This is a genomic window from Stutzerimonas chloritidismutans (assembly GCF_020783375.1).
Classification (GTDB): domain Bacteria; phylum Pseudomonadota; class Gammaproteobacteria; order Pseudomonadales; family Pseudomonadaceae; genus Stutzerimonas; species Stutzerimonas kunmingensis.
Window position 1 is genome coordinate 2,720,234 of record NZ_CP086067.1, and the last position, 23,844, is coordinate 2,744,077.

Consider the following 23,844-nt stretch of genomic DNA (forward strand, 5'->3'; position numbering starts at 1 on the left):
TTACCCATCAACCCCATTCACTTACGAGGTTTCAAGGATGAACACAGTAAAGAAGTGGATGAGAGTGACCCGAGCGCTCGGGTTCGCTCTCGTTGTAGTGATCGAGCCAGCCAGCGCTGCGGTGAACGCCGACACGCTGATCACCGAACCGACCGACCCGTCCAGCCAGTTGCCTGCCTGCACCAGCGCCGGCAGTGCGAGCGTCATCGCCTACAGCGACTCGTCAACCGACTCCACGCCACGCTGTGGCTCCAATGGCGGCGGGCAGCAGGAAAGCCCATCCGGTCATCAACCGTATCGATTCGCGGAACCGGCGTCCGGTTCGTTCTGGAGTCCGCCGGCAGACAGCAGGCGCTATTCATTCTGATCCGGGCCGTTACCGCACCGGGTTATGCAGGAGCACAGGCATGAGCACAGAAGAAACATCCAGAACGTCGCTGATTCTGGCCGATGGCTATTCCTACACCGAACTCATTCCCGCACCCGGCGCGCCTGACGGACCGTCGGGCAATGGATTCATCCGTATCTTCCACGCCTTCTTCAGCCCCAACGAAGAAGGCACGACAGCCGACGTGCAGCAGGCCGACTGCCTGTCGTTGGCCACGCCTGAACAGAGCTGAGGAGATATTCCGTGCAGAACACCGCGCGCGTCGAACCCTGCAAGCAGAGTGCACAGGCAGCCGCCGCCAGCGCCGGCGAGATGCCGGTGCGACGGCAAACCACCATCGTCACGGTGACCTACGGCGACCGCCTGGTTTACCTGCGCCGACTGATCGAGCAGGCCTTCGCCTTCGAACAGATCACCCGCGTACTGGTGGTCAGCAATGCCTCGACCGCACCACTCGAACAGCTCACCAGCCGCTGGCCAGGGCAGGTGCGCATCATCCCACTGGCGCAGAACACCGGCTCGGCCAACGGCTATGCCGTGGGGCTGGAAGCGGCGCTGGCCGAAGGCGCGCAGTACATCTGGATGATGGATGACGACAACGGCCCCACCGCGGCCGCGGTGCGTCTGCTGCATGAAGAACTTGCGCGAATGGCGGACGAGGTAGGGCTGCATCGTGCCGCCGTGCTGGGCTTTCGCCCCAGTCAGCAGGAAGACATCGCCCGCGGCGTACCGAGCCGTTTCGCCATCCAGCCACGTTCCAGCTACTTCGGCTTTCACGTCGCGCAGCTGCCGTACAAGGTCTGGCGCCGCCTGCCCTGGGGCCGGCCAAAAGGCACGCCGCCGCGGGCCATCGACCTGCCGTTCGCCCCCTATGGCGGCATGCTCGCCCATCGCAGCCTGTACCAGGCGATCGGGGTGCCCTTGCGCGAGCTGGTGCTCTACGCCGACGACACCGAGTACACCCGTCGCATTACCGCCAAAGGTGGCCGTCTGCGTCTGGTGACCGATGCGCTGATCGACGAGCTGGAGCTGTCCTGGAACATCAAGGCGCACACCCGCAACATCTACGAAGCCTTCCTGCTCGGTGATTCCGATTTCCGCGCCTACTACACCGCCCGCAACCAGGCCTGGTTCGACACCTACGTCTGGGCCGCCTCACCCTGGCTCTATCGGTTGAACCGAAGCATCTTCCTCGGCCTGCTGCGGCACGTGGCCCGGCGACAGCAGGTTCCGGAACGGCTGCAACTGATCGAGCAGGCCATCCGTGACGGCGAGAACCGTTCGCTGGGGATGCATCAGACCTTTCCGTTGCGCTGAACCCATTCCAAGGAGGAGCCGATGCACGCGCCAACCACCGCGCCAAGAGACAACAACTTCGATTTCCTGCGCTTCTTTGCCGCCTCGATGGTCGTGTTCGGCCATAGCTACGGCCTATCCGGTCAGGCGGACCGGGAACCTCTGCGCCTGTTCAGCGGCAGCTACGACTCGGCGGATATCGCCGTACACGTGTTCTTCGTGATGAGCGGTTTCCTCATTGCGGCGTCCTGGCTGAACAGCCGCAGCGTGCTGGATTTTGCCGCCAAGCGAGCCCTGCGCATCATGCCGGCACTGATCGTCTCGGTGCTGTTCGTGGTCCTGCTGATCGGCCCGCTGGCCACCGAGCTGCCGCTTGGCGATTACTTCACCGCCCCCGGCACGCTCGCCTACCTGGCCAACGCCGCGCTGATCACCGAGTTCCGCCTGCCCGGCGTATTCGAGGCCAACCCGTTTCCCCACAGCGTCAACGGTTCGCTCTGGACACTGCCTTACGAAGTGCTGATGTACGCCACCGTGCTGACGCTCGGAATCGTCAAGGTCTTCGGCCGCAGCAGCGCGCTGTTCGGCCTGATTCTGATGGTGGGTGTGCACTTTCACCTGATGCCGATCTACGAGATGCAGAGCGACCTGCTGCGCAAGGCCACTCGCCTGGGAATGTTCTTCTATGCCGGCGTGCTGCTCTATCTGTACCGGCACCTCGTTCGCTGGAACTGGAAAATCGCCGCGCTGCTGGTTGCTGCCAACCTGGTGAGTGCCCGCACCGATCACTGGGAGCTGGTGCACGTGCTGACCCTGCCCTACCTGACGCTCTACCTCGCCCAACTGCGCATTCCGAGGCTGGCCGGCTTCGGCAAGGCCGGCGACTTCTCCTACGGCCTGTACATCTTCAGCTTCCCGGTCCAGCAGCTACTGATGCACTGGACCGACGGCCTGCCGCTGATTCCCTTCATGCTCCTTGGCTTCGCTGCCAGCCTGGCTCTCGCGGTGCTGTCCTGGCACTTCGTCGAATCGCCAGCGCTTCGGCTCAAGCGCTACCTGCCCCGTGCAGCCAGTGCGCAGTCGACTGCAGGGGCGGCCAGCCTCAACCGCTGAACGCGGCCGATCAGGGAACGGCGAACGTCCGGACCTCGGCCGAAGCTGCGGCAACCGCCTCGGGCGGAACCTGACCCAGCCCGAGCTGACGGACCTTGCGCAGCTGACGCACCCGCTCCAGGTTGTCCCAGGCGGTGGCGTAGTGCGACGGCGACTGTTCCATGGCGCTGCGGAAGAACTGCTCGGCTTCATCCAGCTTGCCTTCCACCAGACAGATGTAGCCCACGTCGTTGCTCGCCTGGGCGCGCGAGCCGATCTGTTCGAAGGCCGACAGCGCCGCCTCGTAGCGCTGCGTGCGTGCCATCAGCAAGCCGTAGTTGCGCCATAGCGGCGCGTAGCCGCCATCGCGGTCGAGTGCACGCCGAAAGACCCGCTCGGCTTCCTGCCAGTGCCCGGCCATGTAGTACGAGTAGCCCAGGCTGTTCTGCACCAGCAGCGAACGCGGCTCGATCTGCAGCGCCAACCGGTAGTAGCGCTCAGCCAGTGGAAAGTCATTGTTGAGATCGGCCAATACCCCCAGCGCGTTGTAAAGGCGCAACGGCGACTGCCGGTCAACCTTCAGCGCTGCCACCGCCGGCAGTGCGTTGAGCGGCACGCCGGCGAGCCGCTGCTGGTCCAGCAGCACGGCTCGTTCGAGCAGCTCCCGCGCCCGTTCCTGCTCCCGCCGGGCCAGTTGCAGCATGCCCATCTCGGCCAGGGCATCAAGGTCATTCGGCGCCTTGCGCAGTACCTCGTCAAAGGCCATTTCGGCCAGCTGGATATTGCCGCGCTCGCGGTGAATCCGCCCGACCCAGACCAGCGCTTCGAAGCGTTCCGGCTCCAACTCCAGTGCACGCAGGTACTGGAACAGCGCCTGGTCCAGATCCCCCGCCCGATAAGCCATGTCGGCAAGCTGCAGCGCCTGCTCCAGCGAGCCGGCCTGTTGCCGTGCACGGTACAGCACCGAATGGTTGCCCGAGTAGATCGAGCGCCCTTCGCCGGGCTCCGGGCCCATGGACTGGCAGCCGGCGAGTACGGCCGCGATGGCCAGCAGCAGTGCGATTCTGCTCATCTCACAGTCCCCCGAACGCTTTGAGTACGCCGATCATGGCGGGGCCGATGGCGACCAGGAAAAAGCTCGGCCACAGGCAGAAAATCAGCGGGAATACCAGCTTGGTGCCGATCTTGGCCGCCTGCTCCTCGGCGGCCTGGGTACGCCGATCGCGAAATTCGTCGGCGTAGACGCGCAGGGTGTCGGCCACGCTGGTGCCGAAGCGAATGCTTTGCGCCAGCAGGCTCACCAGCCCGCGGATATCCTCCAGCCCGGTCCGATCGGCCAGATGCCCCAGCGCCACCGCGCTGGATATCCCGGCACGCAGCTCGGCGTTGACCGTCGCCAGCTCCTCGGCCAGCTCGACCTGGCTCACCGCCATTTCCTCGGCGACACGCTCGATCGCCTGCGGCAACGCCAGCCCCGACTCCACGCAGACCACCATCAGATCGAGGGCATCGGGAAATGCCGCGCGCAGGCGCATCTGCCGCGCATTGCGACGCCGCTCGACGAACATCGCCGGGGCCAGCCAGCCCAGCCCCAGCGCCAGTGTCACGGCCAGCAACCCGGGTGTCAGCGAGGCACTGGTCATCAGCGGCAGTGCCAGCAGGGTCGCGACCAGCAGCAACAGCGGCAGCAGCAGGCGGATCGCCCAGTACATCTGCACCGCGGCGGCCGAGCGGTAGCCGGCCTGCGAAAGCAGTGCGCGGGTGCCGCTGTGCTGCTCGCCTTCCCTGCCCACGAAACGCTGGCCGACCTGCTCCAGCAGCAGTTGCAGACCGCCCAGCGGCGGCTCGCCGACGCCATGCTCGGCGCCGTGCTGCCCGCCCCGCTTGATCAGCGCCAGGCGGCGGCGCATCGGATCGTGCAGGCCCATCACCAGCACCGTCGTGGTCGTCGCTGCCAGCACCACACTCAGCGCCACCGCTGCCAGGAAGATCAGGCGCACCAGCTGCTCATCGGCGACCAGGCTACGCACCAGCCCATACAGATAGTCCATGACCACTCCCCCACTCAGACCCGGATGCGGATGACCCGGCGAATCCAGAAAATGCCCAGCAGCATGGCGCCGAACGCCGCCACCCCGAGTTGCCGCCCGATCGGCTCGTTGATCAGCAGAGGCAGGTACTGCGGCGTAGTCAGCATGATCACCGCGGCCAGTACGAACGGCACACAGATCAGCACCCAGGCCGACATCCGCCCTTCGGCGGAGAGCGTGCGGACCTTGCGCTGGAAGCGGAAGCGCCCGCGGATCAGCCGGCTCAGCCGCTCCAGTACTTCGGTCAGGTTGCCGCCGGTTTCGCGGTGGATGAGGATGCTGGTCACCAGCATCATCACCGTCATGCTCGGCACCCGTTCCAGCAGACCGAGCATGGCGCGGCGCACGTCGTTGCCGTAGTTGATGTCGGCAAAGGTCAGGCCGAATTCGCGCGCCACCGCGCCTCGCTGCTCCTCGGCCACCAGCCGCAGCGTCTCGCTGAACGGATGGCCGGCACGCAACGCACGGCACATGGAGTCCAGCGCATCGGCCAGGCCTTCCTCGAACTCGGCAAAACGCCGGCTGCGATCACGCGCGATCTTCAGTATCGGCAGCCAGAACGCCAGCAGCCCCAGCGGCACCGCCAGCCACCACGGACGCAGTAGCAGCGCACAGGCCACCGCCACCAGCACGCCCAGCAATGCGCCAAGCAGCACCACCCGATAGGCGCGGTAGCCATGGCCGCTCTGCTCGATCATCTGCGCCAGACGTTCCATCAGCGGCAGCTGTTCCAGCGCCGCCTCCAGAGGCGACAGGCGCGTCAGGTATTTCTGCCGCAACAGGGTCTGCATGTTCGGCAGGTCGTTGGCCTGTTCGAGCAGGTGCAGCCGCGCACGGATACGCTTGCGCACCCGTCCCGCCTCACCGAACACCGGCACCGTCAGCCCCTGGCTGAGCAGGAACACGGCGACGAAGATCATGCCCAGAAAGATCAGGATGAATTCGCCTGGCAGCTGGCTCATGGCTGCAAGCCCTCCATCCAGTCCGGGCGGAACAACTCCAGCGGCAGCTCGATGCCGCGCTTGGCCAGCACGTCGCGCAAGCCCGGCACCATGCCCGTCGCCCGGTATTCACCGACCACCTCGCCGTGCTCGCCGACGCCGCGGCGCTCGAAGGTGAATATCTCGGTCATGGTGATGATTTCGCCTTCCATGCCGTTGATCTCCTGCACGCTGACCAGCCGTCGCTTGCCGTCTTCCTGCCGCTCGAGCTGGATCACCACGTCGATGGCCGAGGCGATCTGCTGGCGCAGCGCCTTGATCGGAAAGGTCGCGCCGCTCATCGCCACCATGTTCTCCACCCGCCCGAGGGCATCGCGCGGGCTGTTGGCGTGAATGGTGGTGAGCGAGCCATCGTGCCCGGTGTTCATCGCCGCCAGCATGTCCAGCGCCTCCGGGCCGCGCACCTCGCCGATGACGATGCGGTCCGGGCGCATGCGCAGGCTGTTGCGCACCAGCTCGCGCTGATTGACCTCGCCGCGCCCCTCAATGTTGGCCGGGCGCGTTTCCAGACGCACCACGTGGGGCTGCTGCAGTTGCAGCTCGGCGGAGTCCTCGATGGTGACGATGCGCTCGTTGTGCGGGATGAAGCTCGACAGCACGTTGAGCATGGTGGTCTTGCCAGTGCCGGTGCCGCCGGACACCAGCACGTTCATCCGCCCGCGCACGATGGCCTTGAGCACCAGGGCAATCGCCGGCGTCAGGGTGCCCATCTGCACCAGCGCGTCAGCATTGAGCAGGTCGACGGCAAAACGCCGGATCGACAGGCTCGGGCCGTCGATGGCCAGCGGCGGGATGATCGCGTTCACCCGCGAGCCATCCTTCAGTCGCGCGTCCACCAGCGGCGAGGATTCGTCGATGCGCCGGCCGAGGCTGGAAACGATGCGGTCGATGATGTTCAACAGGTGCTGGTCGTCCCGGAAGCGCACATCGGTGCGCTGCAGCTTGCCGTGGCGCTCGACGTAGACCGAGGCGTGGCCATTGACCAGGATGTCCGACACCGTGGCGTCGGCCAGCAGCGGTTCGAGCGGGCCGAGGCCCAGCACCTCGTCGGTGATCTGCTTGATGATCAGTTGCCGCCCGGCCGCGCTGACCGGCGCGGCATGCTCGTCGAGCAGGCGCTGGCAGATCTCGCGGATCTGCCAGCCCGCCTCCGCAGGCTCCAGCGAGTCGAGCAGCGACAGGTCCATGACCTTGAGCAGTTGCTGATAGGTCCGTTCGCGCCAGTCGGCATCGACCGGGCTGAGCTGGCTGCGGGTTTCATACAGCCGCTCGACCGCTGGCATTTCCCAGGCCATGACACCTTCCGCCCGTTCGGGCGCAGGGCCTGTGTCCGGCTGGCGGGTTGCGGGTCGCTTGCCTGTCTGCAGGCGGTTGCGCAGTTCGCTGAGCATGGTCATCCCCTGAATAGTCGGCCGAAGGTGCGCTTGAGCAGGCCCGGCGCGGCGGCTTCGTTACCGAGCAGGTCCTGGGCGATCTGGCGGATGCCCTGGGTCAGCGCCGCCCGCGGCGCGTGCAGCCCCAGCGGCACGCCGGTGTTCTGGCTTTCGTTGATCACCGCATAGTCGTTCGGCAGCCGCAGCGGCTCGCCGCAATGCAGCGCCTCGCCGATGTCCTTGAGACTGACCGGCGCCGACTTGTCGTAGCGATTGACCACCAGCTGCAGACGCTCGCCGCCAATGCCCAGGTCCTCGCGCATGATGCGCACCAGGCGCACGGCGTCCTTCAGATGGCTGAGCGACTGCTGCAGCACCACGTAGACGTGATCGGCCTGTTCCAGGGTGATGCCGGTGAGGTGGTCGATCTGCCGTGGCAGGTCCACCACTACCCAGTCGTAGCTCGTGCGTGCCAGCCGCAGCAGCGCCTCGAGCTGCTCCAGCTGCACATCCTGGGTCAGGCACAGCTCGCCGGCGCGGCCGCCGAGCACGTCGAGGGTCGGGCTGAAATGGCTGCAGAAGCCGTGCAGCGCCACGCCATCCAGCTCATCGATGCGCTGCAGCACTTCCATGTGGCTGTGGTTCGGCTGCACGTCCAGGCAGTGGGCGACACTGCCGAACTGCAGATCCAGGTCCAGCAGCAGCGTGCGTCGGCCGTGGGCGCTGAGACTGTGGGCCAGGTTGCAGGCGAGCATGGTGGCGCCAGAGCCGCCCTTAGCGTTCATGATCGCGATCAGCTGCCCGCCAGGCGCCGGAACGTCGCGAGCTTCCAGTGCGACCCGACCGATCGCGGCCAGCAACTCCTGCTCCAGCAACGGTTCGGGAAGAAAGTCGCGCGCGCCGACCTGCATGGCCAGACGCATGCAGTCACGATCGTCCTGCGGGCCGCAGACCAGCAGCGGCGGTCGTTGCTGCGACGGGTGCTGCTGCAGCGCACCGAGTTCCTCGCGCCACAGGTGGCTGACGTGCAGCAACAGCATGTCGGGAAGCTGCTCCAGCCCGTAGAGCGGGTCGGTGTGCCCGTTGCTCACCTGGCGCGTGCTCACCTGCAGGCCCGGCAGCTGTTCGCTGAGCGCCTTGAGCCGGGCCAGCACGCCGGCATCGCGGCCGCTGATGAGCAGCCGCAGGCCCTGTCGACCAATCGCAACACCGCTGGAAGTTTCGAGGGTGTTCAGCATGGCGTGATCTCCGGAACGGCATCGGGCTCGGCATGGCGGCCGAGGCTCTCGCGCGGCAATGTCGAGCTGAATGGCGGCAGCGTGATCGCCCCGCTCAGGCCGGGAATGAGCGAGTCGAAGGTGAAGTTCTCCACCCGCAGCTGGACGAAGCGGATGGCGCTGAATCCGGCGCTGCCGGGCGTCGACGGATTGGCTATCGGCGAGCCGTTGCCGTCGAGGTAGACCAGGGACAGATCGGCGGTCTGCAGGTTGGCGATCAGGCCGCTGGCGGCGCTGTCGTCGGCCTCGTTGAAGATCGCCCGGCGCAGGATGCGTGGCTCGTGGATCTCGCATACCGCAGCCAGCCGGGCACCACGGCGCACCGTTTCGTTGAGCGCGTTGACGGTAAAGAACAGCCGGCCCAGTTCCAGCACGCCGAACAGCAGGATGAACAGCAGCAACCCGACGAGGGCGAACTCCACCACATACACCCCGCGCATCCGCCTGGCGTTCATCACAGCGCCCTCATCACGGAGGTGGCCACCAGCGGAAAGCTCAGCGAGACAGCCTCGCCGCCGAAACCCGGAATGCCGCCGCCGAACAATGGCTGGAACGGATAGCTGATGCTGACCTGCACGTGATCGCTGCCCACGGCACTGACTGCCACCTGCGACGGGCTCAGCCCGGTGACCAGCGGCGCGCTGCCGTCCTGCGCCACCGGCACGCCATACACCGCCAGTGAGCGCGCCTGTTGCTGCAGGCTCGCGCTCAGTTCCAGCTGCCCGAGGGTGCGATTCCAGGCCTGACCGGCGACGAAACGACTGGCATCGCGGCTGGCCTGCAGCAGGCTGTTGTACTGCCACAACAGCCGACCCAGTTCGCCAATGCCCAGAAGCAACAGCAACAACAAGGGCAAGGCGATGGCCAGCTCTACCATCGCCAGTCCCTGCTGGCGCGCCCTGTCCCGAACTCCCCGACTGTTCATGGCGCCTCCTACGAGTCGCTGCTCGGCGTACGGTTGTTGTCGATGTAGGTCTTGTAGAGCTGGATGATCTGCGGGCCGCCATCGTCCACCGGGTTGCTGTCCGGCACGTTGTCGCCTTCGCACTCGCTGACAAACTGGCCGAATATCTGCGCCTCGTTGCCGGCGCCGGTGGGTAGTGGCTGGACCAGGAAGAAGCAACCGAACCCCAGCACCGGCACGGAAACCTGGCCGCCGGAGCTGCCGCTGCAGTCGCCGAGCACGATCTTCAGGATGCGCCGCTCGAACACGCCGTCCGAGCGACAGCCGTTGGGGCAATCCGCCACGCGCTGGCGCCAGTCGTTGTAATCGAGCAAGGCGCTGCTGGCGGTGGAGAGGTCGCCGTCGCTGGCGTTCACCACCTCGCCCTCATACTCGGCCTGCGCGGTGCTGTTGTTGTAGGTCATGCGTGGCGCGCTGTAGTCGGTGATCAGGTCCGGCGGATACTGATCGCCGCTGTTCGACAACGCCCCGCTGTACTGCCCGAAGCGCGTATTGAAGCCCTGGGCGACCGGGCCGATGGTATTGCCCGGCTCGGTCTCGACCGCCTCGCCGACGCTGTTGCACTGTTCGACGCCACCGGCGAGGGCTTCACGCACGTCCGCACCGCCGCTGCTGTCGCCCAGCCGAATCAGCTGAAAGTTGCCCGGCCCGATGGCCGGCGCATTGTCGGCCGACCCCTTGAGCACTTCCAGATCGCCAAAGCGATAGCCCCAGAACAGGCCAGCGTCCGGCTGGTGCTGCGCCGGGTTGCCGCAAACCATCAGCGGCGCAATGTTGCAGGGGCTGGTCGGACTTGGACCGGCGGTCGCCGCCGCGGCCACGGCCTTTTCGCTGCTATTGCCGAAGACCTGCAGCAGCCCCCAGAAAAAACCCGTCAGCGGCAGCTGGGTGACGCTGACGCGCACGTAGCGTGCGTCGGTCGGGCCGGGAAAGGAGAACGGTCCGTAGACGCTGGCGGCCAGATCGACCTGCACCAGGCTGGCCGGGTCCTCACCCAGCGCCGCCGCCAGCTCGTCGTTGCCGGCCGCCTGGGCGTTGAGCTGAAAGGTGGCACGCGCCGCGTCCTGAGCCAGGCTGCCGGCATTTCCCGAGCCCATCACCTGCTGCAGGGTCTTGGCGCCGCTCAGCGCAGCGGCATCCACCGCATTCTGCAGGCGCGTCTTGTTGACCAGCATGTGGCCGCCGTCCAGCGCGAGCGCTGCCATCAACAGGATCGCCGCCAGTGCGACTACGATCAGCACCATCACCGAACCGCGTTGGGCTCGTGGCAGCGGGCGCATCGTGCGAGAGGCGTTCATGATGCGGCCCTTCAGTTTTCCACGTTGATCTGAATCGGCTGGGCGACCTGCTGCGCATCGCCGGTCACGCCGCGGTAACCGTCAAGGACCCGCTCGGTCAGTGGTCCGTCGGTGCCGGCAGGCGACAGCGCCGTGCCTGGATTGGCGGCCGTGTGCTTGTCGGCGATCTGCTGATACAGCGTTGCGTTGACCGTGCTGCCGAGCGCACCGACTCGCCCTTCCTGATAGGGAATGCAGCCGGCCAGCAGGAGCAGGACACAGACGGGGAGCAGACTTTTCATGATCGCGACTCCTACTTGAGGTCGTGGCCGAAGCGGCCTTCGCTGATACCCAGGCTCACCGGCACCGCGCGGTCGACACCACTGCCCTTGGTCTTGCCTAGCAGGTAGAACTCGGCATCGCTGGGCTCGACGAAATGCTCGGTGGGCAGCCGCACGGTCTTGGCATCCACCGGCTGCGCAAGGTGCGGCGTGACCAGGATCACCAGTTCGGTTTCGCCGTGAATGAACTGCTGGCTACGGAACAACTGGCCCAGCACCGGCACGTCGCCCAGGCCGGGGAAGCGGCTGACGAAATCACGGGTGTTCTGGCTGATCAGGCCGGCAATGGCGATGGTCTGCCCGTTGCCCAGCTCGACGGTGGACTGCGCGCTGCGTTTGGTCAGCGACGGAATCACCTGGCTGACGCCGTTGCCGAGAATGCTCTCCAGGCCGGTGTCCAGCACCAGCGAATTGGCGTTGGAGAGCTCGCTGACCGAGACGTTGAGGTTGAGGTTGATCCGCCCGGAATCGAGCACCACAGGCAGGAACTTGACCCCGACCCCGAATTCCTTGAATTCGATGGTGATGCCGTCGTCCTCGGTGATCGGCACCGGAAACTCACCGCCGGAGATGAACTCCGCCTGCTGCCCGGTCAGGGTGGTCAGCGTCGGTTCGGCGAGCACCTTGGCCGAGCCATTGTCCTTCGCAGCCTCAAGCACCACGTTGAAGAGGAAGTTGTCGGAGAGGAACTGGCCGAAGATGCCGGTGCCATCGCCGAACAGCGCGGTCGGGTTGATCAGCCCGTCCTCATCAAAGCCCAGCCCGGCGCCGTTGTTGAAGCCGCCGCCGGACCAGCGCCCGGACGAGCCGAAGTCCAGTGCGTTGAAGCGCACGTTGAGGTTCTTGAACAGGTTGCGCTGCATCTCTGCGACCTTCACTTCGAGCATCACCTGCTGACTGCCGCCGACGCTGAGCAGGTTGATCAGTTGCAACGGCCGCTGCGCCGCCGGCGACGCCTGAGCCATGGCGCCCTGCTCCGCGGCTGTACCAGGTGCCGGCTCGCTGTAGCTCTGGGCCAGCCTGAGTGCACTGTCCATCACCGCGGCACTGCTGACCTGCCCACGCAGCACCAGCGCACCCTGGGCGCTGAACACCTCGATGGCCTCGTTCGGCAGCACCTGATGCAGTTTGCTTTTCAGGCCGCCGAGGTCGTGCACCACTTCCAGATCGAGGCTGTCGATCAGGCGGTTGCCGCTGTCCCACAGCAGCACGTTGGTGCTGCCCAGCGACCGCCCGAGCAGATAGAGCTGAGTCGGACTGGTGATGAGGATGTCGGCGATATCCGGATTGCCCACCGAGATGCGCTTGACAGCTGTGCGCGTGGTCAGCACCCGCGACTTGTAGATCGGCACCTGAACGTCGCTGGTATTCGCCGCCGGTGTCGCGACGACAGCCGGGGTCGCCTGGGCGGCCGCCAGGCCGGACAGCATCATGCCCAGCACCAGGACCGTAGCCCCCACTCTGCACTTGCTCTTCATGTCCTTCTCCTTGCGCGTCGGTCCGCTCTGGCCGCGCGTCGTCAGCCGGCAGTCGCCCTACAGCCCCAGATTGCTCACGTTCACCTGGGTGCCACGAATGATCGTCACCCCGCTCGGCGCCGGCGCGCGGCGCGCCACCGGTTTAGGCGCCACAGCAACCGGAGCTGGCGGCGGGGCCGCCACCGGCTTCTTCTGGTTATCCAGGGGATTGCGCAGCGCCAGCTGCAGGCGGCCTTCGGTCATCGCCTTGACCAGTTCCTCGGCTTCCTCGGAGCTCATTTCCAGGGTCACCGCGCGTACCACCACCGGCTGGGTCTTGTCGGTACTGGCGGTCTGGTCGACGGCGAGCACGCGCAGGTCTTCGAGAATGGTCCTGGCCTCGGCTTCGTCGCCGTTGCCCTTGCGCCGGGTGGCCAGCACGTCGACGCGGTTGCCCGGTAGCAGGAAGCCGCCCACACCCACCACATCATCGACCCGCACCGACACGGCGCGCTTGTCGGTGGCAATCAGCGAGGCCAGCGTGCTGCCGCCCAGGTGTTCGGCCAGCCGCGCACCACGCAGTACATCGCCGCGCAGCATGCCGAAGGTGGCGATCTTGCCGACCACGTCTTCGGCGGCGGCGAACGAGTCGTCCGGCACTGTGCCCTTGGGCATGCGCACCAGCGTCACGTGTTGCATCTCGACCATGCGCCCGAAGGGGATCTCGGTGGTGGCGACCACCACGTTCTGCGACTGGTCATCGGGACCGGCATCGAGCCTTGCGCTCAGCCAGTTGTTGGCCATCCAGACCGCCCCCAGTCCCAGCAGCAGAGACAGCGCGATCAGCGTGAGAGTACGAGCGCCCATGTCTGTATCTCCTCATCCGAGAAATTCGAGCTGAACGAAGTAGTTGCGCCAGGCCCATTGCAGGTCGTCGGGCGTCAGCGGTCCGCTGCGTTGTGCGTAGCGCTGGCGGTCCAGCGCCATGCTCAGCAGGTCGCGCGGGTGGCACGGCACCAGCGGCATGCCCTCGGCCTCGTAGAGGTCGTGCAGGACGTAGCGCAGCAGGTGCGGATCGAAAGCGATGCCCAGCCGCTCGGTTTCCTGGCGCCATAGGCGCTCGTATTCCAGCGGTCTGAGGTAGTTGAAGCGCAGCTTGTAGCCGATCCGCCGCAGGAAGGCCTCGTCAGCCAGTTCCAGCGGATTGAGGTTGGTGGAGAACACCAGAACCATGTCGAACGGCAGTGCGCATTGCTGGCCACCGCCGAAGTTGAGGAAGTCGCGCTTCTCCTCCATCGGCACGATCCAGCGGTTGAACAGGTCCAGCGGCGGCATGCGCTGGCGGCCGAGGTCATCGATGACGAACAGGCCGTTGCTGGCCTTGAGCTGCAGCGGCGCCAGGTAGCGGCGGCTGAAGGGGTCGTAGCGGATGTCCAGCTGCTCCATGCTCAGCTCGCCGCCGGATACCGCCAGCGGCCGCATGCAGCACAGCAGGCGGCGGTCGACGCCTTCGCTCAGCAGCAGACTGGGCGACTGCTCGTCCTCGTCTAGGCGCTGGTGAATCTGCGGGTCGTAGATCTCTACCACCGCGTCGTTGACGGCGATGGCGTAGGGCACCCAGATCGCCTCGCTGAACAGCCTGGCCAGGCGTGCGCTGATGTAGGTCTTGCCGGTGCCGGCCGGGCCGTAAAGCATGATCGCGCGCCCGGAGTTGAGCGCCACGCCAAGCTGATCGAGCAGGTCGTCGGCGAGCACGACGCCGCTGAAGGAGGAGCGCATCCGCTCGGCATTCACCCGTCCGTGGTGAATCGTCTGCACTTTGACCAGCGAGCGATAGGTGCTCACCGGAAACGGCGCCGCGCCTACGTAGCCACTGCGCTCCAGGGCGGCACGGGCGGCATTGCGGCCCCGCTCGGTCAGGCCATAGCGCAGGGCCTGGCCATTGTGCTGGCCGAGCACCTCGATGCGGCCGTCCTTGCGCAACAGGCCCAGCACCTCCTCCAGTACCGCGCCGGGCAGCGTCAGCCGCTCGACCAGCCGCGACATGTCCAGCGCGCCACCTTCGTGCAGGTGCTTGCACAGCAGGTCGGCAAGCAGCTGGTCGCTCAGCCCGGTCTCCGCGATGCTGCGCGGCTGCGGCGCCAGACGCTGCACCGCGTCGCGCTCGCTGGGGTAGGCATCGCTGTCGCTGACGGCGTACATGGCGCTCTCCCGCGCTAGAAGTTGAGCTGGCTGGACAGGCTGGCAGTGGTTCCCAGAAGAATCGCGACGGCGTAGGGGAACGGCTGGCCGGCGACCTCGCTGGACGCTGGTGGCAGGTAGCTGTGGGTGCGGAACATCGCACCGTAGCGAACCAGGGTCTGACGCAACTGGCCGTGCCAGAGCAGCAGCATCAGCCCGCAGAGGCCGCCGGCGATAAGGCTTGCCGCCGTGGCCAGCAGTGCCTGCTGCGGCGTGAGAAACGCCCCGACCATCGCCATCAGCTTCACATCGCCCGCCGCCATGCCACCGGTGAGGTAGAGCAGCAGGAACAGACCGAAAGCGATCAGCCCGGCCAACATCCCCTGCCCCAGCCCGGCCAGACCGCTGACGAAAAACTGCCCGGCCAAGCCCAACGCCAGCCCCAGCAGGATCAGCAGGTTGGGAATGCGGTGACGGCGCAGGTCGCTGATCGCCGCCAGTCCCAACAGCGTCAGCAGCAACAGCGTGCTGATCCAGCCTTGACTGCTCATCGCGATGCTCCGGCCTCAGGATGCCGGGGTCCCGCCGAGCGCAGTGATAAGCGCGTTGATCTTTACGAGCACCGCCGCGCCCAGATTGGTGAACGCCAGGGCAACGGCCGCGGTAATCAGCCCTCCGGCCACGGCGTACTCGACGATGGTCAGCCCGTCCTCATCCTTGGCAAACGCCAGCATCGCGGTCTTGATCGATTGAATGGTCATTTCGCTCACCTCACTCGAAAGTGGTTGCTCAAAGGCGGGCAACGCGGCGTGCGTTGCTTGAGGTGAACACTAGTCAGCGGAACGAAGCGGTCGTTAGGACTCAATTGCCGATCGCTAGCACTCAATTTCGCTGGCACTGCACTGCCCTACGGATCGCCTCAAGGCGGCTGCCGAGACGGATGCAATCAATAACGGCAAATAGCCATCACCAAGGGTGATTAGCAGAAATCGTTATTACCGATAATGGCCAATTGCCAATACTGTGGGTAAGGAAATGTAAAGAGCAGAGCTAGTGCAGATGTCTAACTCTCCGCCGCTACCCGTCCTTCGCTGGATCGATCTGACTCACGACCGCAGCACCGCAACGCTGATGAGCCAGTTCACGGCGTTTAGCGACTCTCGCCTGCTGCAAGCGCATAGCCTTGCCGATAGCAAGCCGGGGCAGCGCATCGACATGATCTGCATGCACTTCGACCGCCCCGATGCCCCGGGTCTGAATCAGTTGCAGCAGGTCAAGCATGCCGCTCCATCGATCCCCATCAGCATGTTCACCGTCCAGCATTCCGAGGAGCTGGCGGTGTGGGCGATGCGCTCACGCGTCTGGGAATACATCACCCTGCCGCTGTCAGCGGCCGAGCTGCAGCGCTTCCGTCAGGCGTTGCACGGGTTGCTCGAGCTGCGGCAGAACAGCGAGCGCGGCGCACGGCGGATGCTCAGCGAGCATTACCCCGACCTGCCGCCGAGCATCCGCCTGACCGCCGACCACCAGAAGCACCAGCTGCTGGCACGGGCAACCCAGTACATCGACCTGCACTTTCGCGAGAACCTCGATCAGAAGGAGCTGGCGCGGCTGTGTGAGATGACGCCCTCGCGTTTCAGCCGTCTGTTCCGCGACGTGCATGGCGTCTGCTATCTGGAGTACACCCTGGGCAAGCGCCTGGAGTTCGCCAAGGATCGGCTGGAGAACTCGCAGATGCCCATCACCACCATCGGCTACGAAGCCGGCTTTCGCGATCCTTCCTACTTCGCCCGTGCGTTCAAGCAGTTCGTCGGCTGCACGCCAAGCGAATACCGCCTCGCCGGTGGCGCGAACGCTGCCACGCACGCCACTCAGGCACTACAGGACGCCACCGCGACACCCGCCCGGCTGGAGCTGGACATCGGCGCCTGAGCGTTGGAGTGTCGACCGTGCCCGTCTGCTGTCGTCCTTGCCACCCACCATCGCGTCTGTCGCCCGCATGCCGCTCAATCTGGCTAAAAAATATCCACATCGGTATACTCGCGCGCCTTTTTCATGCGCGGTTTTCGAGGTTCAAAGTCGATGAGCAAAACGCCAACAGTCGGGTTCGTGAGCTTGGGGTGCCCCAAGGCAACGGTCGACTCTGAACGCATCCTCACCCAGCTGCGCATGGAGGGCTACCAGATCGTGCCGTCCTACGAGGATGCCGATGTGGTGGTGGTCAACACCTGCGGTTTCATCGACAGCGCCAAGGCCGAATCGCTGGACGCCATTGGCGAGGCGATCGCCGAGAACGGCAAGGTGATCGTCACCGGCTGCATGGGCGTGGACGAGAACAACATCCGCGGCGTACACCCCAGCGTGCTGGCCGTCACCGGGCCGCAGCAGTACGAGCAGGTGGTCAACGCCGTGCACGAAGTGGTGCCGCCGAACATCGAGCACGACCCCTTCGTCGATCTGGTGCCGCCGCAGGGCATCAAGCTCACCCCGCGCCACTACGCCTACCTGAAGATTTCCGAAGGCTGCAACCATACGTGCAGCTTCTGCATCATTCCGTCGATGCGCGGCAAGCTGGTCAGTCGTCCGGTGGGCGATGTGCTCAGCGAAGCCGAGCGCCTGGTCAAGGCCGGCGTGAAGGAAGTCCTGGTGATCAGCCAGGACACCAGCGCCTATGGCGTCGACCTCAAGTACAAGCTGGATTTCTGGAACGGCCAGCCGGTCAAGACGCGCATGCTCGAGCTGTGCGAGGAGCTGGGCAAGATGGGTGTGTGGGTGCGCCTGCACTACGTTTATCCGTACCCGAACGTCGACGACGTGATCCCACTGATGGCCGCCGGCAAGATCCTGCCGTACCTGGACATTCCCTTCCAGCACGCCAGCCCGAAGGTGCTCAAGGCCATGAAGCGCCCGGCCTTCGAAGACAAGACCCTGGCGCGCATCAAGAAGTGGCGCGAGATCTGCCCCGAGCTGACCATTCGCTCGACCTTCATCGTCGGCTTCCCCGGCGAGACCGAAGAAGATTTCCAGTATCTGCTCGACTGGCTGACCGAAGCCCAGCTCGACCGCGTCGGCTGCTTCCAGTATTCGCCGGTTGACGGCGCCCCGGCCGAGGTCATGGGCCTGGAACCGGTACCGGACGAGATCAAGCAGGATCGCTGGGACCGCTTCATGGCGCACCAGCAGGCCATCAGCGCCGCGCGTCTGCAGCTGAAGGTCGGCAAGGAACTGGACGTGCTGATCGATGAAGTGGACGAGGACGGCGCCATCGGCCGCTCCTGGGCCGACGCTCCGGAGATCGACGGCATGGTCTACATCGACAGCGATAAACCGCTGCAGCCGGGCGACAAGGTCCGCGTGCGCGTCACCCACGCCGACGAGTACGACCTCTGGGCCGAAGTGATCTGATCCGCCCCGCCTAACGAAAACGCCCCGCTACTGCGGGGCGTTTTCGTTTCTGGCTACGCGCAACGGTCGCTGCACACCAATTAGCGCCAGCCGCGTAGGGTGGAAAACGGCGAAGCCTTTTCCACCACCTGACGGCGAACGCGTCAACGCTGCGGTGGTTGCCGCACCGGTGCGCCGTTGGCCACGTAGTAGCTCGCCGTGCTGCGCGGCAGCGGCTCGCGACCGCGAATCCGGTCGGCGATCTTCTCGGCCAGCATGATGGTGGTGGCGTTGAGGTTGCCGGTGATGATCTGCGGCATGATCGAGGCATCCACCACGCGCAACCCGTCCAGGCCATGCACGCGCCCCTGCCCGTCCACCACGGCCATATCGTCCGTGCCCATCTTGCAGGAGCAGGACGGGTGGTAGGCCGTCTCCGCGTGCTCGCGGACGAAGGCATCCAGCTCGGCATCGCTCTGCGCCTCCACGCCGGGGTTCAGCTCGCGACCACGGTAGGGATCGAGCGCCGGCTGGGCGATGATCTCGCGGGTGAGACGGATGGCATCGCGGAACTCGCGCCAGTCCTGCTCGTGGGCCATGTAGTTGAACAGGATGCTGGGATCGACCCGCGGATCGGTGGAGCGAATCTCGATGCGCCCGCGACTGGGTGAACGCATCGAGCCGACGTGGGCCTGGAAGCTGTGGCCGTCATGGGCATTGCTGCCGTTGTAGCTGACCGCCACCGGCAGAAAGTGGAACTGGATATTCGGCCATTCGAACTCGTCGCTGCTGCGGATGAAACCGCCGGCCTCGAACTGGTTGCTGGCACCGATGCCGCTGCCGAGGAACAGCCATTCAGCGCCGATGGCCGGCTGGTTCCACCACTTGAGCGCCGGGTACAGCGACACTGGCTTCAGGCACTCGAACTGCAGGTACATCTCCAGGTGATCCTGCAGGTTCTGGCCGACACCGGGCAGCTCCTGCACCAGCGTGACGCCGAGCTTCTTCAGCAACGCGCCAGAGCCAACTCCCGAGCGCTGCAGGATTTGCGGCGAGGCGATGGCGCCGCCGCACAGCAGCACTTCACGGCGCGCACGCGCCACCTGTGGCTGCTCGCGGCCGCGCAGGTAACGAACGCCGACGGCACGCTTGCCCTCGAACAGCACACGGTCGGTGACGGCATGGGTGTGGATGGTCAGGTTCGACCGCTCCTTGGCCTGATCCAGATAACCTCGCGCCGTGCTGGCGCGCCGGCCCTGGGGCGTCACGGTGCGATCCATCGGGCCAAAGCCTTCCTGCTGGTAGCCGTTGAGGTCATCGGTACGCGGGAAGCCCGCCTGCACGCCCGCTTCCACCATGGCGTGGAACAGCTCGTTGTTGTCGGCCTTGGGTGTGGTCACGCTGACCGGGCCGTCGCCGCCGTGGTAGTCGTTGGGGCCGATGTCACGCGACTCGGCCTTGCGGAAGTACGGCAGGCAGTCGAGGTAGGTCCAGTCCTCCAGCCCCGGAGTCTTGGCCCAGTTGTCGTAGTCCAGGGCATTGCCGCGGATGTAGCACATGCCGTTGATCAGCGAAGAACCACCCAGGCCCTTGCCGCGACCGCAGTCCATGCGGCGATTGTTCATGTGCGGCTCGGGGTCGGTCTTGTACGCCCAGTTGTAGCGCGTGCCCTGCAGCGGATACGCCAGCGCCGCAGGCATCTGGGTGCGGAAGTCCAGCCGATAGTCCGGCCCGCCGGCTTCCAGCAGCAGCACGCTGACGTCGGCGTCCTCGGTCAGGCGCGCGGCCAGCACGTTACCCGCCGAGCCGCCGCCGATGATGATGTAGTCGTATTCCATGGTTCAAACCTCCCTCAGAACACCGAGGCGAACTCGCCCAGCTCTACCTGTACCGATTTGACCCGCGTGTAGTGCGCCAGCGAGGCGATACCGTTTTCGCGGCCGATGCCGGACTGCTTGTAGCCACCGACCGGCATCTGCGCCGGCGATTCGCCCCAGGTATTGATCCAGCAGATGCCAGCCTCAAGGCGATGGATGATGCGGTGCGCCCGCGCCAGATCGGTGGTGACGACGCCGGCGGCAAGGCCGTACTCGGTGTCGTTGGCGCGGCGGATGACTTCGTCCTCGTCCTGATACTCGAGCAGGCTCAGCACCGGGCCGAAGATCTCCTCGCGCACGATGGTCATGTCGTCGCTGCAGTCGGTGAAGATGGTCGGTGCGACAAAGGCGCCCTTGGCGTGCTCGCCGTCGGTCACCCGCTCGCCACCACAGAGCAGCCGCGCACCGCCGGCCTTGCCCTTGGCGATGTAGTCGAGCACGTTGTTCATGTGCGCGAAGCTGACCAGCGGACCGAAGTTGGTTTCCTCCTGCTGGGGATCACCAAGGCGAATGCGCTGCACGCGCTCCAGCAGCTTGGCCTCGAACGCCGCTTTCAGACCGGCCGGAACGAACACCCGCGTGCCGTTGGTGCACACCTGGCCGGAGCTGAAGAAATTGGCCATCACCGCGATGTCGGCCGCGCGGTCCAGATCGGCATCTTCGCAAATGATCAGCGGCGATTTGCCGCCCAGCTCCATGGTCACGTCCTTCAGCGACGACGCCGCCGCACTGGCCATGACCTTCTTGCCGGTGGCCACGCCGCCGGTGAACGACACCTTGGCGATGCGCGGGTGCTCGGTGATCAGCGCCCCGACGCCGGCGCCACTGCCGGTCAGTACGTTGAACACGCCATCGGGCAGCCCAGCTTCGCTGAAGATCTCCGCCAGTTTCAGCGCGCTCAGCGAGGTGACTTCGCTGGGTTTGAAGATCATCGCATTGCCGGCAGCCAGCGCCGGGGCCGCCTTCCACAGGGCGATCTGGATCGGGTAGTTCCACGCACCGATGCCGGCCACCACGCCCAGCGGTTCGCGCCGGGTATAGACGAAGCTGCTGTCGCGCAGCGGAATCTGTTCGCCCTCGATGGCCGGAGCCAGGCCAGCGTAGTACTCCAGCACGTCGGCGCCGGTGACGATGTCGACACTGCGGGTTTCGCTCAGCGGCTTGCCGGTGTCCAGGGTTTCCAGCACGGCCAGCTCGTCGTTGCGCTCGCGCAGCAGATCGACCGCACGACGCATGATTCGCGCCCGTTCGATGCCGGTCAGCGCCGCCCAGACACGCTGGCCCTGCTCGGCACTTTCAACCGCGCGTTCCAGGTCGGCCGCGCCAGCCTCGGCGACTTCGGCCAGGACCTCACCGTTGGCCGGGTTGATGCTCTCGAAGGTCTGGTTGCTGCTGGCGTCGACGTAGCCGCCATGGATATAGAGTTGCTGCCGTGGGAAACGGGCCATGTTCTACCTCGTTCGTACTGTTCGTGGCGGCAGCGGATCGACGCTGCCGCAACATGATTGGAACGCCTCGGGGATCGCCCGAGGCGTGCAGGGTCAGGGTGTCGGCGCCGCGCCCGGATTGGGCATGCCGCTTTCACCACCGCCGTTCTCGCGTTGCAGATGCAGGAAGTGCATGTGGTGCTCGTAGTGGTCGAGGATGTCCTCGATCAGCTGGCGCCGCGAGTAGCCCATCAGGTCGTAACCCAGGCTGCCCTGACGCAGATGCACCTCAAGCCGGTAGTAGTCGGCGTTGCCGCTCTGCGTGCGCAGGGCAAAGGACGGCATGGTGCCGCGCACCGGCCAGATCTGGTAGGTGAAGTCCTGCTCGCTGCCCAGATTGACGTGCAGCGCCAGGTGCTCGTTGCCCGGTTCGCCTTCAACGATCTCCACCGGCACGCCCTTCTCGCCCAGCGCCTTCTGGATCTCCTCCATCGCCGGCTTGCACACGTCCTTCAGGTAGCGACGGATCTGCGAACGGCTGGGGAAGCTCATTGCCCGCGACAGCCGCTGACTCCAGTTCATCTGCGTGTGTTCCAGCGTGGCGCGCCCGGACAGATAGCCGGACAGGCTCTTCTGGTAGCTGTCGGCCATGACCCCTTCGACGTGCAGGGCCTTGAACAGCCCGTACATCATGAACAGCAGGACGATGGAGAACGGCAGCCCCATGATCACCACGGTGCCCTGCAGCGCGGTCAGCCCGCCGGCAATCAGCAGCGCCAGGGTGAGAATGCCGATGATCGCCGCCCAGAGGATGCGCATCCACACCGGCGCATCGCTGTTCACATCCTTGAGGATGGAGGTGAAGTTCGACAGCACCAGCGAGCCGGAGTCGCCTGAGGTAACGAAGAACACAATGGCGAGGATGGTCACCACGATGGTAGTGAGACCGGCCCAGGGCAGGCTCTGCAGGAACAGATAGATCGACGAGCCAGGGTTGCTCACCGCCTGCTGACCGAATTCGAGGGCACCGCCCATGACCATCTCGATCGCGCTGTTACCCATGATCGACATCCAGGCCATCATGAAGGCCAGCGGCAGCAGCAACGTGCCGATGACGAACTCGCGGATGGTGCGACCGCGGGAAATGCGCGCCAGAAACAGGCCCACGAACGGCCCCCAGGCGATCCACCAGGCCCAGAAGAACACTGTCCAGGCGTTCAGCCAGTCGGTCGGTCGGCGGTAGGCGTAGGTGTCCAGCGACAGACTGATGAAGTTGGAGAAGTAGTCGCCGACGTTCATCACCAGTGCGTTGAGCAGGAACACCGTATCGCCGACCACCAGCACGAACAGCAGCAGCAGGACCGCCAGCAGCATGTTGAATTCGGAAAGCCGGCGAATCCCGCGCTCGACCCCGGTCGCCGCCGAGATCGCCGAGAACACCACGATCAGCACCACCAGCACCGCCTGGGTAAGCGTGCCTTCCGGTATGCCGAAGATGTAGTTGAGGCCGAAGTTGAGCTGGATGATGCCGATGCCGAGACTGGTAGCGATGCCAAACACCGTGCCCAGCACCGCGGCGGTATCGACGGTATGCCCGATGGGGCCGTAGATGCGCTTGCCGAAGATCGGATACAGCGATGAGCGGATCGACAGCGGCAAGCCCTGGCGAAAGCTGAAATACGCCAGCGACATGCCGACCAGGGTATAGACACCCCAACCGGAAAGGCCCCAGTGCAGGAAGGTCAGCTCCATGGCGTGGCGCGCGGCCTGGGTGGTTCCGCCCTCGCCTACCGGTGGTTCGAGGAACTGGGTGATGGGTTCGGCGATGCAGAAGAACAGCAGGTCGATGCCGATCCCGGCGGAAAACAGCATCGCCGCCCAGGTGACCACGTTGAATTCGGGTTTGGAATGATCCGGCCCAAGGCGGATCTTGCCGTAGCGGCTGGTAGCCACGATCACCACGAAGAGCAGGTAGACCAGCACGGCGAGAAAGTAGAACCAGCCGAAGGTGTCAGATATCCAGCCAAGTACCGTGTTGATGACCGCTTGGGAGCGATCGGTGAAGAACATCGTCCATATGGCAAACGCCACGATGGCGATTGCGGAACCGTAGAAGACTACGGGATTGATCCGGTCAGCCGGCGCTTCGGAATCATTAGGCGAGAGCTCAGCCTCGTTCATCAGTTCTATCTCCTGAACTTGTTCTGGCTTTTACGACATCGCGCTGCGACGTATTGCGGCAGGTGGCGGGCAAATCTCTTGAAATTGCTGCGCACCAAGGGCGGGATGGGCATGCATAGCGGCCGTACTGATGACAGCCATGCCCGTCGGCAAGCTACTGCCGACAAAAAATCGAGTTGAATCATGCTCCCATAATGGCGAAGTCGGCGTGCATCCTACACGATAAGTGTCAATTTCG

General features: G+C 65.3%; 23 protein-coding genes. 6 read left to right on the forward strand and 17 right to left on the reverse strand.

All coding sequences use genetic code 11. The annotated features are described in order from the left end of the window. Positions 1-37 precede the first annotated feature (37 nt). Genes LLJ08_RS12515 through LLJ08_RS12530 form a run of 4 tightly spaced genes read left to right on the forward strand, consistent with a single transcriptional unit; the run spans position 38 to position 2,797 of the window. Positions 38-367: a hypothetical protein gene (locus LLJ08_RS12515; protein WP_031298153.1), complete on the forward strand. Its 330-nt coding sequence runs from the start codon at positions 38-40 to the stop codon at positions 365-367. A gap of 40 nt (positions 368-407) precedes the next feature. Next, entirely contained in the window at positions 408-620 is a 213-nt protein-coding gene (locus LLJ08_RS12520) for a hypothetical protein (RefSeq protein ID WP_125898216.1), read from the forward strand. Between the two features lie 11 nt (positions 621-631). Continuing rightward, the gene (locus LLJ08_RS12525) at positions 632-1,705 is read left to right on the forward strand and encodes a glycosyltransferase (protein ID WP_191122209.1); all 1,074 of its coding nucleotides are present in this window, start codon (positions 632-634) and stop codon (positions 1,703-1,705) included. Between the two features lie 21 nt (positions 1,706-1,726). Further along, on the forward strand, positions 1,727-2,797 hold the full coding sequence (locus tag LLJ08_RS12530) for an acyltransferase family protein (protein ID WP_228207160.1): 1,071 nt from the start codon (positions 1,727-1,729) through the stop codon (positions 2,795-2,797). 10 nt (positions 2,798-2,807) lie between these two features. On the opposite strand, the gene LLJ08_RS12535 is transcribed toward LLJ08_RS12530, so the two are convergent. The 14 genes from LLJ08_RS12535 to LLJ08_RS12600 are packed head-to-tail and all read right to left on the reverse strand — an operon-like array spanning position 2,808 to position 15,498. Continuing rightward, positions 2,808-3,848: a tetratricopeptide repeat protein gene (locus tag LLJ08_RS12535; protein ID WP_228207161.1), complete on the reverse strand. Its 1,041-nt coding sequence runs from the start codon at positions 3,846-3,848 to the stop codon at positions 2,808-2,810. A 1-nt stretch (position 3,849) separates the two neighbouring features. After that, complete coding sequence (locus LLJ08_RS12540) at positions 3,850-4,827, reverse strand: type II secretion system F family protein (protein ID WP_228207162.1); 978 nt, start codon at positions 4,825-4,827, stop codon at positions 3,850-3,852. 14 nt (positions 4,828-4,841) lie between these two features. Beyond that, the gene (locus LLJ08_RS12545) at positions 4,842-5,828 is read right to left on the reverse strand and encodes a type II secretion system F family protein (protein ID WP_023445681.1); all 987 of its coding nucleotides are present in this window, start codon (positions 5,826-5,828) and stop codon (positions 4,842-4,844) included. Beyond that, on the reverse strand, positions 5,825-7,258 hold the full coding sequence (locus LLJ08_RS12550) for a TadA family conjugal transfer-associated ATPase (protein ID WP_228207163.1): 1,434 nt from the start codon (positions 7,256-7,258) through the stop codon (positions 5,825-5,827). The genes LLJ08_RS12545 and LLJ08_RS12550 overlap by 4 nt, the downstream gene beginning before the upstream one ends. Before the next feature lie 2 nt (positions 7,259-7,260). Then, positions 7,261-8,478: an AAA family ATPase gene (locus LLJ08_RS12555; RefSeq protein ID WP_228207164.1), complete on the reverse strand. Its 1,218-nt coding sequence runs from the start codon at positions 8,476-8,478 to the stop codon at positions 7,261-7,263. Continuing rightward, complete coding sequence (locus LLJ08_RS12560; protein ID WP_101275531.1) at positions 8,472-8,972, reverse strand: TadE/TadG family type IV pilus assembly protein; 501 nt, start codon at positions 8,970-8,972, stop codon at positions 8,472-8,474. The genes LLJ08_RS12555 and LLJ08_RS12560 overlap by 7 nt, the downstream gene beginning before the upstream one ends. Further along, positions 8,972-9,442: a TadE/TadG family type IV pilus assembly protein gene (locus tag LLJ08_RS12565; RefSeq protein ID WP_104098169.1), complete on the reverse strand. Its 471-nt coding sequence runs from the start codon at positions 9,440-9,442 to the stop codon at positions 8,972-8,974. The genes LLJ08_RS12560 and LLJ08_RS12565 overlap by 1 nt, the downstream gene beginning before the upstream one ends. Before the next feature lie 8 nt (positions 9,443-9,450). After that, entirely contained in the window at positions 9,451-10,779 is a 1,329-nt protein-coding gene (locus LLJ08_RS12570) for a Tad domain-containing protein (protein WP_228207165.1), read from the reverse strand. Between the two features lie 11 nt (positions 10,780-10,790). Continuing rightward, entirely contained in the window at positions 10,791-11,060 is a 270-nt protein-coding gene (locus tag LLJ08_RS12575; protein WP_228207166.1) for a hypothetical protein, read from the reverse strand. Positions 11,061-11,071: 11 nt separating this feature from the next. Next, entirely contained in the window at positions 11,072-12,577 is a 1,506-nt protein-coding gene (locus LLJ08_RS12580; protein ID WP_228207167.1) for a type II and III secretion system protein family protein, read from the reverse strand. A gap of 57 nt (positions 12,578-12,634) precedes the next feature. After that, positions 12,635-13,423, reverse strand: coding sequence for a Flp pilus assembly protein CpaB (gene cpaB / locus LLJ08_RS12585; RefSeq protein ID WP_228207168.1), 789 nt, complete (start codon positions 13,421-13,423; stop codon positions 12,635-12,637). A gap of 12 nt (positions 13,424-13,435) precedes the next feature. After that, the gene (locus tag LLJ08_RS12590) at positions 13,436-14,758 is read right to left on the reverse strand and encodes an AAA family ATPase (RefSeq protein WP_228207169.1); all 1,323 of its coding nucleotides are present in this window, start codon (positions 14,756-14,758) and stop codon (positions 13,436-13,438) included. A 14-nt stretch (positions 14,759-14,772) separates the two neighbouring features. Further along, a complete protein-coding gene (locus tag LLJ08_RS12595) occupies positions 14,773-15,288 on the reverse strand; it encodes an A24 family peptidase (RefSeq protein ID WP_228207170.1) in 516 nt (171 codons plus the stop codon). A 15-nt stretch (positions 15,289-15,303) separates the two neighbouring features. Continuing rightward, positions 15,304-15,498, reverse strand: coding sequence for a Flp family type IVb pilin (locus tag LLJ08_RS12600; RefSeq protein ID WP_023445670.1), 195 nt, complete (start codon positions 15,496-15,498; stop codon positions 15,304-15,306). A 298-nt stretch (positions 15,499-15,796) separates the two neighbouring features. Between LLJ08_RS12600 and LLJ08_RS12605 the strand changes: the two genes are divergently transcribed. Both LLJ08_RS12605 and rimO read left to right on the forward strand, forming a co-directional pair. Next, positions 15,797-16,669, forward strand: a complete 873-nt coding sequence (locus tag LLJ08_RS12605) for a helix-turn-helix transcriptional regulator (protein ID WP_101275525.1) — start codon at positions 15,797-15,799, stop codon at positions 16,667-16,669. A gap of 150 nt (positions 16,670-16,819) precedes the next feature. Further along, on the forward strand, positions 16,820-18,142 hold the full coding sequence (rimO, locus tag LLJ08_RS12610; protein ID WP_228207171.1) for a 30S ribosomal protein S12 methylthiotransferase RimO: 1,323 nt from the start codon (positions 16,820-16,822) through the stop codon (positions 18,140-18,142). 143 nt (positions 18,143-18,285) lie between these two features. Here rimO and betA read toward each other — a convergent pair whose 3' ends face one another. The 3 genes from betA to LLJ08_RS12625 all read right to left on the reverse strand — a co-directional run bounded on the left by betA (position 18,286) and on the right by LLJ08_RS12625 (position 23,606). Next, positions 18,286-19,959: a choline dehydrogenase gene (gene betA / locus LLJ08_RS12615; RefSeq protein WP_228207172.1), complete on the reverse strand. Its 1,674-nt coding sequence runs from the start codon at positions 19,957-19,959 to the stop codon at positions 18,286-18,288. 14 nt (positions 19,960-19,973) lie between these two features. Further along, complete coding sequence (betB, locus tag LLJ08_RS12620) at positions 19,974-21,446, reverse strand: betaine-aldehyde dehydrogenase (protein ID WP_228207173.1); 1,473 nt, start codon at positions 21,444-21,446, stop codon at positions 19,974-19,976. Positions 21,447-21,539: 93 nt separating this feature from the next. Then, positions 21,540-23,606 (reverse strand): choline transporter, encoded by a 2,067-nt coding sequence (locus tag LLJ08_RS12625; protein WP_228207174.1) that lies wholly within the window; start codon positions 23,604-23,606, stop codon positions 21,540-21,542. Positions 23,607-23,844: the final 238 nt, after the last annotated feature.